14 protein-coding genes are annotated in these 14,538 nt (G+C 63.8%); 9 read left to right on the top strand and 5 right to left on the bottom strand.

Translation table 11 applies throughout. The annotated features are described in order from the left end of the window. A complete protein-coding gene (locus tag ACIPV6_RS15735; RefSeq protein WP_400271769.1) occupies window positions 1–1,644 on the top strand; it encodes an amino acid ABC transporter ATP-binding/permease protein in 1,644 nt (547 codons plus the stop codon). A 72-nt stretch (window positions 1,645–1,716) separates the two neighbouring features. On the opposite strand, the gene ACIPV6_RS15740 is transcribed toward ACIPV6_RS15735, so the two are convergent. The 4 genes from ACIPV6_RS15740 to aztA all read right to left on the bottom strand — a co-directional run bounded on the left by ACIPV6_RS15740 (window position 1,717) and on the right by aztA (window position 5,481). Further along, window positions 1,717–2,736 carry an ABC transporter substrate-binding protein gene (locus ACIPV6_RS15740; RefSeq protein WP_400271770.1) on the bottom strand — a complete coding sequence of 340 codons (1,020 nt, stop codon included), beginning with the start codon at window positions 2,734–2,736 and terminating at the stop codon, window positions 1,717–1,719. Window positions 2,737–2,765: 29 nt separating this feature from the next. Further along, window positions 2,766–3,629, bottom strand: coding sequence for an ABC transporter ATP-binding protein (locus ACIPV6_RS15745; RefSeq protein WP_400271771.1), 864 nt, complete (start codon window positions 3,627–3,629; stop codon window positions 2,766–2,768). Then, the gene (locus ACIPV6_RS15750; protein WP_400271772.1) at window positions 3,626–4,729 is read right to left on the bottom strand and encodes a FecCD family ABC transporter permease; all 1,104 of its coding nucleotides are present in this window, start codon (window positions 4,727–4,729) and stop codon (window positions 3,626–3,628) included. Before ACIPV6_RS15750 ends, ACIPV6_RS15745 begins: the two co-directional genes overlap by 4 nt. 113 nt (window positions 4,730–4,842) lie before the next feature. Next, entirely contained in the window at window positions 4,843–5,481 is a 639-nt protein-coding gene (gene aztA / locus ACIPV6_RS15755) for a zinc ABC transporter ATP-binding protein AztA (protein WP_400271773.1), read from the bottom strand. A gap of 54 nt (window positions 5,482–5,535) precedes the next feature. On the opposite strand from aztA, the gene aztB reads away from it, so the two are divergent. From aztB to ACIPV6_RS15780, 5 genes are all read left to right on the top strand, one after another. Then, complete coding sequence (gene aztB, locus ACIPV6_RS15760) at window positions 5,536–6,429, top strand: zinc ABC transporter permease AztB (protein ID WP_400271774.1); 894 nt, start codon at window positions 5,536–5,538, stop codon at window positions 6,427–6,429. Further along, the gene (locus tag ACIPV6_RS15765; RefSeq protein ID WP_400271775.1) at window positions 6,426–7,670 is read left to right on the top strand and encodes an ABC transporter; all 1,245 of its coding nucleotides are present in this window, start codon (window positions 6,426–6,428) and stop codon (window positions 7,668–7,670) included. The genes aztB and ACIPV6_RS15765 overlap by 4 nt, the downstream gene beginning before the upstream one ends. Beyond that, window positions 7,667–8,581 (top strand): zinc ABC transporter substrate-binding protein AztC, encoded by a 915-nt coding sequence (gene aztC / locus ACIPV6_RS15770; RefSeq protein ID WP_400271776.1) that lies wholly within the window; start codon window positions 7,667–7,669, stop codon window positions 8,579–8,581. The genes ACIPV6_RS15765 and aztC overlap by 4 nt, the downstream gene beginning before the upstream one ends. A 46-nt stretch (window positions 8,582–8,627) precedes the next feature. Next, complete coding sequence (aztD, locus tag ACIPV6_RS15775; protein WP_400271777.1) at window positions 8,628–9,836, top strand: zinc metallochaperone AztD; 1,209 nt, start codon at window positions 8,628–8,630, stop codon at window positions 9,834–9,836. 228 nt (window positions 9,837–10,064) lie between these two features. Further along, window positions 10,065–10,220 (top strand): zinc transporter permease, encoded by a 156-nt coding sequence (locus ACIPV6_RS15780; protein WP_400271778.1) that lies wholly within the window; start codon window positions 10,065–10,067, stop codon window positions 10,218–10,220. 74 nt (window positions 10,221–10,294) lie between these two features. Here the strand turns inward: ACIPV6_RS15780 and ACIPV6_RS15785 are convergent, their stop codons facing one another. Beyond that, window positions 10,295–11,026 (bottom strand): hypothetical protein, encoded by a 732-nt coding sequence (locus ACIPV6_RS15785; protein ID WP_400271779.1) that lies wholly within the window; start codon window positions 11,024–11,026, stop codon window positions 10,295–10,297. Window positions 11,027–11,382: 356 nt separating this feature from the next. Here ACIPV6_RS15785 and fepB point away from each other — a divergent pair, with 356 nt between their 5' ends. From fepB to ACIPV6_RS15800, 3 genes are read left to right on the top strand one after another with little or no spacing between them, the layout of a single operon-like run. Next, window positions 11,383–12,387: a Fe2+-enterobactin ABC transporter substrate-binding protein gene (fepB, locus tag ACIPV6_RS15790; protein ID WP_400271780.1), complete on the top strand. Its 1,005-nt coding sequence runs from the start codon at window positions 11,383–11,385 to the stop codon at window positions 12,385–12,387. A gap of 15 nt (window positions 12,388–12,402) precedes the next feature. After that, window positions 12,403–13,464, top strand: coding sequence for a FecCD family ABC transporter permease (locus tag ACIPV6_RS15795; RefSeq protein ID WP_400271781.1), 1,062 nt, complete (start codon window positions 12,403–12,405; stop codon window positions 13,462–13,464). Continuing rightward, window positions 13,461–14,522 carry a FecCD family ABC transporter permease gene (locus ACIPV6_RS15800; protein ID WP_400271782.1) on the top strand — a complete coding sequence of 354 codons (1,062 nt, stop codon included), beginning with the start codon at window positions 13,461–13,463 and terminating at the stop codon, window positions 14,520–14,522. The genes ACIPV6_RS15795 and ACIPV6_RS15800 overlap by 4 nt, the downstream gene beginning before the upstream one ends. The last annotated feature ends 16 nt before the right edge of the window (window positions 14,523–14,538 follow it).

A 14,538-nucleotide genomic window follows, 5' to 3' on the forward strand; every position in this document is an offset into this window, starting at 1 on the left:
ATGCGCACCCCCCTCCATGGCCTGGTGCCCCACATGTCCGGCGAGTGGGCCGGTATGGCGTGGACCGCCGTCGTGGGCATCCTCAACAACCTGGCCCTCATAGTGCTGGCCGTGACCGGTTCCTACGCAGTGGCGCTGGCGGTCTTCCAGCAGGAGGCGGCGGCAGCCGGATGGTGGGTGGCCGGGATCGCTGCGGTGATCCTCCGGGCCGTCCTGACCTGGCATGAGATGGATGTCTCCCACAGCATCGCGTACCGGATCCTGGCGTCGTTGAGGATGGCACTGTTTGACGGTTTCGCCCGGGGAGTCCCCGCTCGGCGCCCGGGACAGCACACGGGAAAGATGGCCGCGACAGCCATGGGCGACGTGGAGAAGCTGGAGTTCTTCTACGCCCACACGGTTGCCCAACTGGCTGGGTCTGCCGTGCTGTTCCTGGCTGGTTTGGCAGTGCTTTGGCCTCTCGGCCCGGGGCTCGCAGGGGCTCTCCTCCTTGGTTTTTCAGCACTGGTTGCCGTCACGGTGCCCGGCCTTCGACGGGGGGCCCGGCTGGGTGCACAAGTCCAGGAAGCGAAAGCCGCCGTGTCGACGCTTGCGGTGGACCTCCTGGCCGGAACGCGGGAAATTCTCGGCTTCAACCTGCGCCACCAGGCCCAGGACCAGCTCGCCGGGCGGAGCCGTGCCGTGGATGCCTTGCAGCGGAGATTGAATGCACATCTTGCCCTCGCGTCATCAGCGCGGGAGTTGTGTGTCCTTGCCACCGTAGTGGCTGTCTTCCTGGCTGCAGTGTCCCAGCCTGGTGTGGACCCTGTCTGGATTCCGGCCCTCGTGGCCGGAACGCTGACCCTGTTGGCGCCGGTAGCCGAGGGTGTTGCCGCGGTCACGCAACTTCAAGCGCACCGAGCGAGTGCCCGGCGTGTCCTGGAAGGCATCAGCCTGCCGGCCACCACTCCCGAGGTGGCCGGACCGGCGGATTTCAGGCCGCGGGGACCGTTGGGGCTCGAGGTCCGGAACCTGGCTTTTTCATACGACGCCGGCGTCCCGGCTTTGGCGCCGACGTCACTGACGGTGGCACCGGGGGAGCATGTTGGAATCAGCGGCCCGTCCGGCTCGGGAAAGACAACCTTGGCGCGGCTGCTGCTGAGGTTGTGGGATCCCGACGGGGGGAGCATCAGATTGACCAGCGCAGACGGGCAGACGGTGGACGCGTGGGACCTCTCAGAGGAGTCCTTCCGGGGAATGGTGACCTTGGTGGAACAGGATGCTCCCGTGTTCCATGGCTCTGTCCTGGACAACATGAGGCTCGCTGCCCCGGCGGCAACGGAAGCAGAGGTGCTGGAGGCGTTGTCGACGGCGGGACTCCCGCTCCGCGGGGAACGTTGGGGATCCGGAGTCCACACCATTGTTGGCGAGCAGGGCGTGGGTTTGTCCGGCGGAGAACGCGCGCGGTTCTGCCTGGCGCGTGCACTGCTGATGAAACCGAAGATCCTGGTGCTGGATGAAACGACAGCCAGCCTCGATCCGGACTCTGAACGAGCGTTGGTCCAGGCGGTTTCCGCACTGTCCGGCCACACGACCGTCGTCACCGTTTCGCACAGGGAATCCACGCTGGCTGCCTGTGACCGGCGCGTGGTTCTGGGGGCCTGAGCCGGGGACAGGCAACGGCGCCACTCTTAGCCGCCAGCAATTGGCCGGTAACAGTGGCGCCGTTGGTTTTGCCTAGAATGCGTCCGGGTGCAACCCCTCGGCGATCTGCTCCACGGCACGGATGTTGCCCCAGGTGCCGGGCATGACATCGTCCGAGTTCACGGCCACCAAGCGGTTGTTCTTGACGGCGGACACCTCAGGGAATTTCTCCTTGAGGAACGTGCGGGTTGCTTCCTCGTGTGCCTTGTCCAGCGTGGTGAAGACTATAACGTCCGGGTTCTTCCCGACCAGCGTCTCCGGGGAAATGATCGCGGAGAAGAACTTCGCGAACGCCTCATCCGAGGGGCTGAAGAGGTTGTCGCCGCCCGCAGTCTCGATCATGTCGTACTCCAAACCGGCTCCGATGGCCGCAATGGAGTTGCCCTCCACGAACAACTCCACCACAGTGGGCTTGTCCTTGCCGGCCACGGCATCCCTGACCCGGTTCAGCGCGGCAGCGGCTTCATCCCGGACAGATATGGTCTTGTCGCCCGCACCCATGATGGAGCCGACGTTCTGGATATCGGTAAGGATGTCCGAGACTTCTGCCGAGCTCCGGCGCTCCGGGCATCCTGCAGTGGCGATGTAGGCCTGCGCTCCCGCCTCATTCAGCTGTTCAATGCTGGCGAAGCCCTGTTCCGCGGTGAATTCGTATGAAGTGGGTGAGTAGACAAAGTCCGGACTGGTTCCCAACAGGACCTCCCTGGACGGCGGCATCTGCTCGCTGATCTGCTTTACTTCGCTGCGCTCTTTCAGCTCCGGAAGCAGTTCATTGCCCTTTGTTTGCGCCTCGGCAACAACCTTGTCCGCCGCGCCCAGCTTCACCAGCAGTTCGGACTGGCCGGGCGTCATTGCGACTGCCCGCTGCGGAACGGAATCAAAAGTGAGCGTGCGGCCGCAGTTTTCAATGGATCCCGCGGGAGTGGCAGCAATCCCTTCTTTTTGGGGTCCCGGACTCTGGCTGACGGCCTGGCCGCAGCCGGACAGCAGTAGCCCGCTGAGCGTCACGACGCCCAGGACGGCAAGGTTTTTGGGCAGGGTGGATCTGGTCATGGATATGCCTCCGTTATTGGTTGTGCGGTTCAGTGATGTGTGGCGGTCAGCGCCGGGTCTGTGCCGTGCGGCTTCAACTGCCCGGGCGGCTTCAACGGCCCGGGAGGATCTTCAACGGTCCGGGGGGAGTGCGGGGCGGCCAGTGCTATAAGGGCCTTGCCGGTCAGTGGGTGCTTCAGCCTGTGCGATTCCACCCCAAAGCAGCGCCGGATCAACTCCAGGTCCAGCACGTCGGCTGGAGGTCCGAATGCCCGCAAGCGGCCGGACTGCAGCACCGCAATGTGATCGCAGAACTCCGCGGCCAGGTTCATGTCGTGAAGTGCAGCAAGGACCGTCCGTCCCCGGGAGGTCACCAGGTGCATCAGCTCCAGTTGGAACGCAACGTCAAGATGGTTGGTGGGCTCGTCCAGGACCAGCACGGGAGCCTCCTGCACCAAGGCCCGGGCCAGCAGGATCCGTTGCTTTTCCCCGCCGGACAACCCGGCAAAGTACCGGTCAGCCAGGTAGGAGGCTCCGACGTCGAGCATGGCCTGATGCACCAGCCCATGGTCACGGTCTGAATCGGCGCCAAAACCGCGCTGGTGCGGAGCGCGGCCCAGCATCACCACTTCGCGCGCGGTGATGGGAAAGTCCTGGCTGGATTCCTGGGCCATCACGGCCACGCGCAGTGCCACCTGCCGGGAGGTGAGTTTGCGGACGTCGTCGCCTTCCACTGTCACCGTGCCCGCAGAAGGTCGGTTGACACGGTAAAGGGAGCGCAGGAGTGTGGATTTTCCGCAGCCGTTGGGACCCAGGATGCCTACCACCGAACCGCTGGGCGCGGTGAAGGTGACGTCGTGGACGATCGGCGTGCCGCCCAGGGCGATGCTGACGTTCGAAAATTCGACCTTCACCGCGTGACGCCTCCCCGCACGGCACCATTGGTGCGCATCAACCACAAGAAGAAGGGGGCTCCCACCGTGGCGGTGAGGATGCCCAGGGGGATCTCCGCCGGTTGGGCCACAGAGCGTGCCAGCAGGTCGGTGAGCATCAGGAAGAAGGCTCCCCCAAAGATGGTGACGGGCAGCATTCGTCGGTGGTCCGAGCCCACCAGGATGCGCGCGGCGTGGGGAACCACCAGTCCCACGAATCCGATGCCACCGCAGACGGCAACGGTGGTGGCCGTCAGCAGCGCCGTGGCCAGAAGCAGTGTCCTGCGCATTGATTCAACGTTGACACCCAAGGCGGTAGCCGTTTCATCACCCGCCAGGAAGGCGTTGAGTGCCCGGGACCGGAACATCGCGAACACGGCGACAGCAAGGAGCGCGAGCCCGGGCAGGACGAGCTGCGGGTAGCTGGCAGCTGACACGCTGCCCAGCAGGAAGAACAGCACGCTGTACACGTTTTGGGCGTCCGTGGTGATGGTCAGGAAGTTGGTAATGGCAGCCAGCAGCGACCCCAAGGCGACCCCCGCCAGGATCAACCGGGAAGGAGCGATCACGCCGTCCTGCTTCGCGAGCAAGTAGACCAGCGCCGTTGCAGCGGTAGCTCCGGCGAACGCGGACGCGTTGAGTCCCAGCCCGGCCACCGCCGTCGAGCCTGCCACGATGGCGATCACCGCACCGACGCCGGCGCCTGCCGAGACGCCCAGGATGTACGGCTCGGCGAGCGGATTGCGGACGTTCGCCTGCAGCAACGCCCCGGCCAAGGCCAGGCTGGCGCCTGCGATGCCGGCCAGCAGTGCCCGCGGGATGCGGAAGTTCCACACGGCTTGGTCCTGTGCAACGGTCAGTGAGCCGTCGGACATCCAGGGCATGCCGGGCAGCAGATGTCCCGTGGCGATCTGCAGCGATTCAAGGAACGAGGTCTGCAATGGCCCGGTGCTGCCCGAAATCACCAGCAACACGGCAATTCCGATCACCAAAGCAGGGGCCAGCAGCAGGTGAAGCGGCTGGGTGCGCGGGCTGGGTGGTGTTGAGTGTCCGTTGGCCTGGCGTGCGAGGTCAACGCTCATGGGGTGCGTCCAATCACGCCCAAAGGTTATCTTAAATGAGAATGATTCGCATTATTGCACAATGCTTGCGGATCGGACGCATGGGCTCGAGCGGCGAATCGCCCGCCCGTGGGTCAACTGATGCGCCGCCCTTCTGTGAGGGTGATGATGTGGTCGGCGGCCGCGATACTCTCCTGGTCGTGGCTCACGCAGGCCACGGCAGCCCCGCGGCTTGCTTCTGCGGCGAGCAGGGTGCGCGTTCGATTACGACTCTCTGCGTCCAGTCCTGCCGCGGGCTCATCCAGAAGGAAGATCCGCGCCTTGCGGGAAATGCCTTGAGCAATCAGGACGCGTTGGCGTTGGCCGCCGGAGAGCGCGTTGAAGGGGGATGTGGCCAAATGGGAGAGCTGTACCCGCTCGAGTGCTTCGGCCACCCGCGATTTCCGCTCAGTCCTGCTGATTCTGGAAGCGCCGCGGACGGAACCCCACGTGCCCATCGTCACCACGTCATTCACCGTAAGGGGAAGGGTGTCGGGGGATGCTACGCGCTGGACCACCAATGAGACTTCGTCGGCGCGATCGACCGTCCCGCTTTGCGGTTTCCTCACGCCGGCAAGAATTTCAATGAGCGTCGATTTACCGGCCCCGTTGGGGCCGGTAATGGCCGTGACGGCACCCCAGGGCAGGTCAACGTCCACATCGCTGAGGACTGGACGATCGTCGAAGTGGTAGCAAATGCCGAGGGCGCGGATGGCGTGGGGGGTAATAATCACAGCGTCGAGCCTATCATTTTGATAATCACTCTCATTAGAGTTTAGGGTTGTCAGGTGCTCTGGCTGATCGAACCTTTTACAACTGACTTTTTCCTCCGGGCGATGCTCGGTGGGATTTTCGTCGCCATCATTTGTGGCGTTGTGGGGACTTGGGTGGTGATCCGGGGAATGGCCTTCCTTGGTGAAGCACTGGGACACGGAATGCTGCCAGGAGTGGCCTTGGCCACTGTCACCGGAGCCCCTGCCATTGTGGGCGCCGCAGTCAGCGCCGTCATCATGAGCACTCTGATTGGCGCCCTGCAGCGACGCGGCCGGCTGTCATATGACACCAGCATCGGGTTGCTGTTCGTGGCCATGCTTTCTCTCGGAGTGATCATCGTCTCCCACTCCCGCTCCTTTGCCACTGATGCCACGGCCATGCTGTTCGGGGATATTCTCGCCGTCGACGCCGGCAACCTTGCCGGACTGCTCTCCGCCACGGTGGTCACCATAGCGGCAGCCGTCTTGCTGCACCGCAGTTTCGTCGCCGCGGCCTTCGACCCCCGCATTGCCGCGACGCTCGGACGGCGCCCACAGCTGACACAGCTTGCCTTGGTGGGGCTGGTGACCCTTGCCGTGGTCTCCTCCTACCAGGCGGTCGGTTCATTGCTGGTGGTTGGGCTTTTGTTGGCCCCGGCGGTCGCCGCCGGCCCCTGGACCCGCAGCATCCCGGCCCGCATGGTTCTGGCCTCAGTCTTTGGATCCATGGCCGTGGGGCTCGGACTGATTTGTTCCTGGTACGCAGGCACAGCAGCTGGTGCTTCCATCGCCGCGGCGGCCATCTCCCTGGCTATCGCCTCGGGCGTCGGTTCACGACTTTACCGCTGGCGCCGCAGTCCCGCACCGGCACCCATCGAGAAACCTTCTGCCGGATCCGTCCCTGTCTCACTTCTTGGAAAGCAGCAATGAACTACCGAACACCGACGGCGACCCTCGCCGCACTGACCCTGCTTCTGCTCGCCGGATGCAGCACCGCACCGGCCCCTGGGAACGATGCAGGCGTGTCCGGCCCGGCAGCTGCCGGCGACGGGCACGGCTCCATTACAGGAGCGGCCGAGGTCGCGGAACCACAGCTGCACTTGGTGTCCATGGACGCTGACGGCAAGGCTTCGATGCTTGACCTGCTGACCGGGACGGAATCGGAGTTGCCCGCGACTGAGCCGCCGTCCACCGTCAGCAGCGAGGGCCGCTATGTTTTCGCGGCCAACGATACCGGCGTCGATATTCTGGACAGCGGGGTCTGGAGTTGGGATCACGTGGACCACTTCCACTATTACCGTGCCGAACCGGGCGCCGTAGGGCGCTTGACCGGTGCGGGCACGGCCACCATCTCCACAGGCATGCTCTCGACGGCGGGCGGAACAGGTGTGTTCTTCCCAGGATCCGGAGACGCTGTCCTGCTGGATAACTCCGCGCTCTCAGAGGGCAGCATCTCCGAAAAGCTCCGCCTCCACACGGAACCACACAAGGGTCTGATCGCGCCCCTGGGGGATGGTGCCGTGGTCACTGCGCCTGATCAGGCGGGCCGAACCGTGAGCCTGCGCGCCGTGGATGCGGACGGGAAGGAAGCAGCCACGATTGGTTGTACCGATGCGGCAGGAACCATTACCACCCGGGTTGGGCTGGTCATCGGGTGCAGTGACGGTGCGGTGATCGCGACCTTGGACGGAACCTCGCCGGTCCTGGAGCACGTGCCCTACCCCGACGCTGCGGCCGCTGCGGCTACTGCCTTCAACGGACGAAAAGGCAGGCCAACTGTCGCAGGCGTGGGTGACGGCGCGGGGGTTTGGTTGCTGGACACCCGCGAACGCTCGTGGAACTGGTTGCCAACAGAAACCCCTGTACTGGCGGCTGCCGCGGTCGATGACGCCGAAGAGCACGTCGTGGTGGTTGGGGCCGACGGCACGGTCAAGGTATACGATGCCTCCACCGGCAAACGGATCGCAGCGACCGAACCTCTATTGGCAGCGACCTTGGCTGATCCGTCCATGGTTGAAAAGGTGCAGCTCACCGTCGATGGCCAACGCGCATATGTCAACGCGCCGGCAGAAGGCGTTGTCTTCGAAATCGACTACGCCGACGCCGCCCGCATCGCACGCACCCTGGAACTTCCGACCACACCGGTACACGTTGCGGAGGTCGGCCGATGAGGAAATCCCTCCTTTTGGTACTGGCCGTTACAGCCGCCTTGGTCCTGCCCGGATGTTCGCAACCGGGAAGCGCACCCGACAAACCCCGGGTTGTCGTCACCACCAACATCCTGGGGGACGTGACCCAACAAGTCCTGGGGGACCAAGCGGACGTGACAGTCCTGATGCAGCCGAACGCTGATCCGCATTCCTTCGAAATCTCCGCACAGCAGGCGGCCCTGATGGGCAGCGCCGACCTCGTCGTTTCCAACGGCCTGGGGCTGGAGGAAGGGCTGCAACAACACTTGGACAGGGCAGCTGCCGCAGGAGCCCCGCAATTGGTGGCGGGTGAGGCGATCGCCGTCGTGCCCTACAGCTCCGGCGACGCCGAAGGAGCGCCCGACCCGCATTTCTGGACAGACCCGGCCGCCATGCTCGACGTCGTCAACGCGCTGGAAGCCGCTGCGGGCGACATCAGCGGGATCGACGCCGGAAAGCTCGCCGCCAGTGCCGGGGCCTACCGGGAACAACTCACCCAACTCGACGCTGAAATGACGCAGGCGTTCACGACCATCCCGACAGAGCGCAGGGCCCTGGTCACCAACCACCACGTCTTCGGATACCTCGCGAAACGCTTCGACTTCCGCGTGGTAGGTGCAGTGATCCCCGGCGGCACCACCCTGGCAGCTCCGAGCGCAGCCGACCTTCGCCAACTTAGCCAAGCCATCAAGGACGCAGGAGTGCCCACGATTTTTGCCGAGTCCTCCCAACCGGACCGGCTGGTACAAGTACTCGCCAACGAAGCCGGGGTGAACGTCCAGGTAGCTGAACTGTTCACCGAATCACTCACCGACCCGGCTGGAGGCGCAGGAACATACCTCGAAATGATGCGCGCAAACACGGACCGCATCGTTCGAGGGCTCAGTGCCTGAACACCATTACCGCATCAACATCACCCGCACTATGAAAAGGAACCCTATGCTCCACCAACGTCACACCCGCCTGGGAGGCATCGCCCTGATTGCCGGGATATCGCTTCTTGCCTCCGGCTGCGCAAGCAGCACGCCCGCCAGCACATCCGAAGCCCCGGCCTCCTCCGCCGCAGCTGATGCCCATGGACGCATCGCCATCTCTTATCCGGGAGGCATCAGCGTCCTTGATGGCAAGACCCTTGACGTCGTCAAGAAATTCGACACCGAGGAATTCACCAGGCTCAACGCGGCCGGCGATGGCCGGCATGTCTTCGTGACCACCAAGTCCGGTTTCCAATTGCTGGACACGGTGGACCCGGAACTCACCGACCTCGTGGTAGAGGCAACCACGGCCGGCCATGTCGTCCGACATGCCGGCAACACCGTCCTGTTCGACGACGGCACGGGAACCACCACGATCCTGGAAACCGCCGACCTCGCCAAGAGCGAAGGCGCGCTGCCGGAAGCGAAGACCTACACTGCAGACGCACCGCATCACGGAGTGTCCATTGTGCTGGAGGATGGCAAGCTGATCACCACCGCCGGGGACAAGACCTCCCGGACGGGAGCGATCGCCTTGGAACCCCATGATGGCCACTGGGACAAGGTCGCCGAAAGCAAGGACTGCCCAGGCATCCACGGCGAGGGAACCGCGGCAGGTGAAGCGGTGATCTTCGGCTGCGAGAACGGTGCCTTGCTGTTCCACCACGGTAAATTCGAGAAGTTCACCGCACCGGACAAGTACGGCCGCATGGGTAACGCTTTCGTCTCCGAAACCAGCCCGATCGTGGTGGGGGACTACAAGAATGACCCCGACGCCGAGGGCTACCTCCTGAAAGCCGTCACCCTCATCGATACCGAGAAGCACACCTTCAACGTGGTGGACCTCCCCGAAACCATCCAGTACACCTTCAGGGACATCGCCCGCGGTCCCGGCGACCTGGCCTACATCCTCTCCGCAAACGGATCCATCCACGTGCTGGACCCCAAGGACGGAAAAATCGTTAACGAATTCCCCGTTATCAAGGCCTGGGAGGGCCCGGCCAAGTGGCAGGACGCCCACCCCGCCATCGTCGTCAACGGCACCACCGCCTACGTGACCGAACCCGCTACCAGCACCGTCCACTCTGTTGATCTCACCACCGGCAAAGTGATCGAATCGGAAAAGCTGGACGTTGTTCCCAACGAAATCGCCGTCACTCTGGGCGCTCACTGATTCACCCTTTGGCCCTGCATGCGGACTGTCCCACGGCGGCAGCTTTCATGCAGGGCCATTGGCGTTCCACCTGAGGCCCGGGTGCCTCAGATGGAACCGAGGGCGGGCTTCCTGCCTCTATGTACTTGACGGTGCTCTGGTGGTTGGATTGACGTATCGCGGGAGCACCCGAATGGTTGCTTTGATCTGAGCAGGTGCCCCCTCCAGCCGAGTAGGGAAGGAACAGTTGTGACCGAGGAAGTTCACGCAGAACACACTGTCCAGGAGCACCAGCACGGCGGACCGGACTGCACCCATGAGACGGTCCAGCACGGCGACCACGTTGACTACCTCCACGACGGGCACCGCCACGCCGAACACGAAGGACACTACGACGAGCACTGAGTTCGGCACCGGCGGGGCAGCACTTCAGGCGGCAGACTGAGGAGCGGGGGGAGCCCGACTGCAACCAGAGGTTATCAGTTGCGGCCGGCAGTCCGTGCCTGCTCCAGGTCCGCGGCGTTGGCCAGCACGTCGCTCAGACTCACGCGCTGCTCGCCAGTGAGCTCGGCGGCCGCGACGTCCGCCAGCAGTACGCCGGCACGTGCCCGGTCGCCAAGCCGCATCGCGAGCTCGGCGCCGTAGACCAGTGCTTCGACCAGGTCGGTGACCGGGGCTGACCCGCGGTGCTTCTTCAGCGCGCTGTCCAGGATTCGGGCGGCCTGCCGGCTGTCGCCTTTGGAGTCGCCCAGCACGATCGCGCTCTGCAGGGCTTTCGCGAGCTGGCTGGACGGTTCGTCCGTGCTTTCATCAACGGCGTCGGTGTTGTGGAAGATCCGTATCCAATTGCCGCCGGGGTCGACGACGGAGAAGCCGGCGGCACTGCCGGTGTTCTTCCGCTTGCGGGGTCTGGTCATTCTTGGGATGCCGGAGACCAGGACCTTGCCGTGCACCGTACGCATGCCTGCGGCGAAGGCCTCGTAGAGTGCCATGGTGTCCTCGACAAGGACAATGCACGATCCGTACGAAGCTTCCGGATCGAAGCCCTCAAGACCGAAGAATTGCAGCTGGAAATCTTCGCGGCGGAGGCCGACGCAGGGGTAAGGCCTGGTTTGAAAGTAGGTGCGCTCGAAGCCGAGCATCTGGTAGAAGTCCGAGATCTCGTCGATGGAACGGCACGGCAGCAAAGGGACGGTGATCTCGCCTGACATGGCTTCATCCTCACGCGTAGGAGAGCGGCAGTAACTCTGCAAAGAATACGCCGCGCGTGCGCATGCCGCGAGGCAATTGGCCACGGTGACACTGACGGCCCAGGGCCTGCTTGATGGTCAACTCAGCCCGGGAACGGCCCCGCACCCCGCGCGGTGACGGGCATCACCCCAGTTCAAGGCCACATTGATGTCCCATCAGCGAACCAGTGTGGAATTAAGTCACAGAAATGTGCGCTTTTTCCTTCTTAGGTAAGCCTATGCTAAGTTCCTTCGTGGTTGGATGTTCGTCCCGCTCCTGAACAAATGAGCAGAAGACAGACCGGCCCCTCCATTCGCGGCTTCTTAGAGAGAGCACCATGAAATTCCGCCTGAAAGTTATTCCCGCTGCTGCCGCACTTGCCGCCGCAGCACTGGCCCTTGCCGGCTGTTCCGGTACGTCCACCTCCGCGCAGCAGTCGCCGTCGTCGGAGGCTTCTGCTGCATCCAGCAGCTGGCCCCGGACCGTCAAGCACGAGAACGGCGAAACCGTCATCAACGCCAAGCCGGAGAACATCGTTTCGACCTCCATCACGGCTACTGGCTCCCTGCTCGCCATCAACGCACCGGTGAAGAAGACCGCCGCGACAAACCCGAGTGACATCACCGACAGCAAGGGCTTCTTCTCCCAGTGGGCCTCCGTCGCCGACGAACGCGGCGTCGGTGTCCTTTATCCGAACCTGGAATTGGATCTGGAAGCCGTCATAGCCTCTGACCCGGATCTCATTGTTGTTTCCACCAGCGGAGCAGACAGCGTGGCTGACCATTACAAGGAGCTCAGCGACATCGCACCGACCATTGTGGTGAATTACGCCGACAAGACGTGGCAGGACCTTGCCACTGAACTGGGCGAGGCCACCGGTCACGAAGATGACGCAAAGTCGGCCATCTCCGAGTTCGACGGCACCGTCAAGGCGGCCGCCGACAAGATCAAGCACCCCTCGGGGAACTCCACCATCATGAACTTCAACGGAGCCGGCAACGACAGCGCCGTGGGTAAGCTGACCGGCACCCACGCCAAGCTCCTGACCCAACTGGGGTTCAAAGTCACCGAGGCTCCTGAAGGGCTGGACTCGAGCAAGACCCCCCGTTCGGACTTCGCGTTCGTATCCCTCGAAAACCTTCCCAAGGCCGCGACCGCGGAGAACCTGTTCGTCCTCAGCGGCGAAGAGGCGGAAGTCAAAGCCATACTTGACGAGCCGGTTCTTGCCAACCTTCCCGCCGTGAAGGCAAAGACCGTGCACCCATTGGGAAAGACCTCCTTCCGGCTGGACTACTACAGCGGCAAGCAGTTGGTTGACCTTCTGACCAACACCTTCAGCTAGTACCCGCCACTGTCCATGAGTCTGACTTCACGTGCCCGGACTGAAAACGGCACGTCCCCCGGGACCCCGCTCCGCCGTCGCGCGCAGCGGGGTACCGGCGTGGTTGCCGGGTTGTTCGTCGTCGCGGTCCTCTGTCTTCTGAGCCTGGCGGTGGGCTCCCGGCCCATCGCCTTGGATACCACCCTGGAGGCCCTTACCAGCTTCAACCCGGGGAATGACCTGCACTTGCTGGTAGTCGAGCTTCGTGTACCCAGAACGATTCTGGCCGTCCTTGTCGGCGCAGCCCTCGGCCTCGCCGGAGCGTTGATGCAGGCACTGACCCGCAATCCGTTAGCGGAGCCGGGAATTCTGGGCATCAATTCCGGCGCCGCCGCTGCGGTAGCCATCGGCATCTCAAGCTTTGGTATCACGGCCGTCGCCGGCTACGTCTGGTTCGGGTTCCTTGGCGCCGGCCTTGCAAGCGTTATTGTGTATGTCCTCGGAAAAGCCCACGATGCAGGAACCAACCCTGTCCGCCTGGTTCTGGCCGGTGCCGGAATATCGGTGGTCCTTGGCGCACTTACCTCGATCGTGCTGATCAACAGCCAGCCGGAAACCTACAACGACTTCCGTCAGTGGGCCACAGGATCGCTGCAGGGACGCGGCTTTGATGTTCTGCCGGTCGTCGCTGCGGTGTGCGTCGTGGGATTCGTCCTGGCCTTCGCCATGTCCCGGTCATTGGACTCGCTGGCGTTGGGTGGTGACCTGAGCAAGTCACTGGGAGCCTCACCGCGGCGGACAATGATTGTTTCCGCCCTCGCCATCTTGCTGCTCTCCGGCGCTGCTACGGCCGCGGCCGGACCTATCGCGTTCGTTGGTCTGGCGGCCCCCCACATGGCACGGTTGTTGGTCGGCCCCGGCCATCAGTGGCTCCTGCCCTACTCCATGGTCACCTCCGCCATCGTGCTGTTGGCTGCCGACATCCTCGGCCGCCTGGTTCTGTTCCCCGGCGAGATCGGGGCAGGCATCATGACAGCGCTCATCGGTGGCCCCGTGTTCCTGGCCCTCGTTCGTCGACGGAAGATCGCAAGACTATGAAGACAGCGGATCAGGCAGCAAGCAGGGTACCGGTTGGCCGGCTGACCCAGCTGGGACGATACTCCGTCCTCTGGCACCCGCGGACAGTGATGGTGGTGGCCGCCCTGTTGGTGCTTGTCCTCGTCTTGGGGATCGTTTCGATGGGAACAGGAACCATCCGGCTTTCCTTTGGCGAGGTGGTTGGTACTTTGCTCGGGCAGAACCAGAATGCCGGGATCACCAAGGTTGTCACAGGTATCCGGCTCCCTCGCCTGGTGACCGCGGTGTTCGTCGGAGCATCCTTAGGCATGGCCGGAGCCGTTTTCCAGTCAATCTCCCGCAACGCGCTCGGATCGCCGGACATCATTGGCTTCACCACCGGCTCGGCAACCGGTGCCGTCCTCCAGATCGTTGTTTTCAATGCGGGAGCTGCTGCTACCGCCGTGGCAGCCGTGCTCGGCGGCCTGGTGACTGCCGCCGTCGTCTATCTCCTGTCCATCAAGGGCGGCGTCACCGGTGGATACCGGCTGGTCCTGATCGGTATTGGGGTGGGTTCCATCCTGGGTGCCCTCAACACGCTGCTCCTGGCCAAAGGATCGCTGGAGTTGGCTCAGTCGGCGTTCCTCTGGCTGAGCGGTTCCTTGAATGCGCGCAGCTGGGATCAAGCATTGCCTGTGGGTGTAGGCTTCCTGGTCCTGGCGCCGGTAATCATGGGCTACGGGCGGAACCTGAATCTAATGGAACTCGGGGACGACTCGGCCCGCCAACTCGGCGTCCGCGTGGAACGTTCCCGGCTCATGCTGATGGGAGCGGCTGTCGCGCTGACGGCACTGGCCACGGCCGCCGCCGGACCCATCGCCTTCATCGCGCTGGCCGCGCCGCAGCTTGTTCTGCGACTCACCAGGGCATCCCGGGTCCCGCTCCTATCGGGTGCGGTGATGGGCGCCGCTCTGCTGGTCGGCTCGGATCTGCTGACCATCTACCTCCCCGTGCGGGCGGCAATTCCCATTGGCCTGATGACCGGCCTGGTGGGTGGCGCGTACTTACTGTGGCTGCTCACACGATCCCGCCAGCTCTAATCCCAGGAAAGACACC

Source organism: Paenarthrobacter sp. NPDC089988 (assembly GCF_044748465.1).
Classification (GTDB): domain Bacteria; phylum Actinomycetota; class Actinomycetes; order Actinomycetales; family Micrococcaceae; genus Arthrobacter.

Bases quoted from the DNA above. Each gene is read 5' to 3' on its own strand.
- ACIPV6_RS15750 (WP_400271772.1), bottom strand. From the start codon at position 4,729: ATGAGCGTTGACCTCGCACGCCAGGCCAACGGACACTCAACACCACCC.
- ACIPV6_RS15735 (WP_400271769.1), top strand. From the start codon at position 1: ATGCGCACCCCCCTCCATGGCCTGGTGCCCCACATGTCCGGCGAGTGG.
- ACIPV6_RS15740 (WP_400271770.1), bottom strand. From the start codon at position 2,736: ATGACCAGATCCACCCTGCCCAAAAACCTTGCCGTCCTGGGCGTCGTG.
- aztC (WP_400271776.1), top strand. From the start codon at position 7,667: ATGAGGAAATCCCTCCTTTTGGTACTGGCCGTTACAGCCGCCTTGGTC.
- ACIPV6_RS15800 (WP_400271782.1), top strand. From the start codon at position 13,461: ATGAAGACAGCGGATCAGGCAGCAAGCAGGGTACCGGTTGGCCGGCTG.
- aztD (WP_400271777.1), top strand. From the start codon at position 8,628: ATGCTCCACCAACGTCACACCCGCCTGGGAGGCATCGCCCTGATTGCC.
- fepB (WP_400271780.1), top strand. From the start codon at position 11,383: ATGAAATTCCGCCTGAAAGTTATTCCCGCTGCTGCCGCACTTGCCGCC.
- ACIPV6_RS15765 (WP_400271775.1), top strand. From the start codon at position 6,426: ATGAACTACCGAACACCGACGGCGACCCTCGCCGCACTGACCCTGCTT.
- ACIPV6_RS15795 (WP_400271781.1), top strand. From the start codon at position 12,403: ATGAGTCTGACTTCACGTGCCCGGACTGAAAACGGCACGTCCCCCGGG.
- ACIPV6_RS15785 (WP_400271779.1), bottom strand. From the start codon at position 11,026: ATGTCAGGCGAGATCACCGTCCCTTTGCTGCCGTGCCGTTCCATCGAC.